This is a genomic window from Streptomyces sp. MBT53 (genome assembly GCF_016654115.1).
GTDB lineage: Bacteria > Actinomycetota > Actinomycetes > Streptomycetales > Streptomycetaceae > Streptomyces.
In genome coordinates, this window is sequence record NZ_JAEQAZ010000438.1 from 1 (window position 1) to 1,332 (window position 1,332).

Here is a 1,332-nt window from a genome sequence, read left to right on the forward strand (position 1 = left end):
GTGTCGGCGCCGTCGGCTCGTGGGTGGGGTCGTTGGTGGGGTCGTTGGTGGGCTCGTAACCGTTACGGCTCCTCGCGCCAGCCGTCCCACTCCCCCGCGAACGCGTCCAGCTCACCGGGGTCGAGCCGTCCGTGCTCGTCCCGCAGCACCAGCAACCACTGCGCGTCCTCGGCATCGTCCTCGCCGGCCAGCGCGTCCCGCACCAACTGCGGTTCCTCGTCGAGGGCGAACCGCTCCCCGAGCGCCTCCGCCGCCTCCTCGGCCGTGTCACGGTCGGGCAGCACCAGCACATGTCTCACATCACTCACGGGAACATCTTCCGGTACGGCCGCGGGCTCGCGCGCACACCCCCACGGTTACGCGGGTGTGCGCACCGTCGGTACCTCTCCCAGTTCGATCCCGAACCGCTCCCGGTACACCGCCAACACCTCCTCGTCCGTACCCAGTTCACGCACGTCCCGGGTCCCGTCCGGCGCCGTCACCGTCAGGCCGCGACCACTGAGCGTGATCCTCCCTCCGTCGTCCGTGAGCCGCGAGCAGACCAGCGACTGCGTGAAGTGCGACGCCGGTGACGTGGCCTGCCACCACGCCGCTGCCACGAAGTCACCGAGCACCCGGGGCCGCGTCTCCAACCGGTACGCGGGCTTGCCGTTCCGGAGAACGTCCAGGTCCGTCGGGTCCGCGAGGCCTGGTTGGTTTGGCGTCCCTGGCAGGTCTGGCGCCCCTCGCATGTTTGGCATCTCCGGCAGGTCCGGCTGGTCTGGCTGGTCTGGCTGGTCCCCGGGAGTCGCGGACTCGGCGATCCTGAACTCGCCACCGGGGTCCGCCTGTTCGCCCCGTTCCTCGAAGGCCAAGGGGTAGTGGCTGTGCGTCCCGAACCCCACGTCGGCCAGCCACACACTCCCGTCCACCGTCCGCACCCACAGCGCGAGATGGTCGTACGGGATTCCCAGGCACCCTCCGTCCCCGTACACCCGCGCCGACAGCAGCGCGACGTCGAATCCCAGCGCGGTGAGCAACGCCCCGAACAGTCCGTTCAGTTCGTAGCAGAACCCGCCCCTGCCCGCGCCCACGACCTTGTCCAGCAGCCGCTTCTCCTCCAGCACGATCTCCTCCCCCAGATGAATCGACAGATTCTCGAAGGGCACGGTCTGCAGATGACGCAGATGCAACTCGCGAAGGACGTCGACGGTGGGCAGCGCCGGGCACGGGACTCCCAGCCGGCGGAGGTAGGCATCAACCTGTGCGGGATTCATGCCTCCAGTCTCGCGCGAGCCGCGGCTGGACGCCCATGCCGCCGGGGGCGACGCAGGGGGGAGGGCCCCTCCCCCC

The 1,332-nt window shown here is 70.1% G+C and carries 2 protein-coding genes; both read right to left on the reverse strand.

The window, feature by feature from the left end:
• Window positions 1-62: 62 nt before the first annotated feature.
• Window positions 63-308, reverse strand: a complete 246-nt coding sequence (locus tag JHN45_RS51955) for a hypothetical protein (protein ID WP_201056499.1) — start codon at window positions 306-308, stop codon at window positions 63-65.
• 48 nt (window positions 309-356) lie between these two features.
• The gene (locus JHN45_RS51960) at window positions 357-1,256 is read right to left on the reverse strand and encodes an arylamine N-acetyltransferase (RefSeq protein WP_201056500.1); all 900 of its coding nucleotides are present in this window, start codon (window positions 1,254-1,256) and stop codon (window positions 357-359) included.
• Window positions 1,257-1,332 lie beyond the last annotated feature (76 nt).

What these genes read in the sequence shown, in the direction of transcription:
- JHN45_RS51960 (WP_201056500.1), bottom strand. Translation starts at nt 1,256, where the DNA reads ATGAATCCCGCACAGGTTGATGCCTACCTCCGCCGGCTGGGAGTCCCG.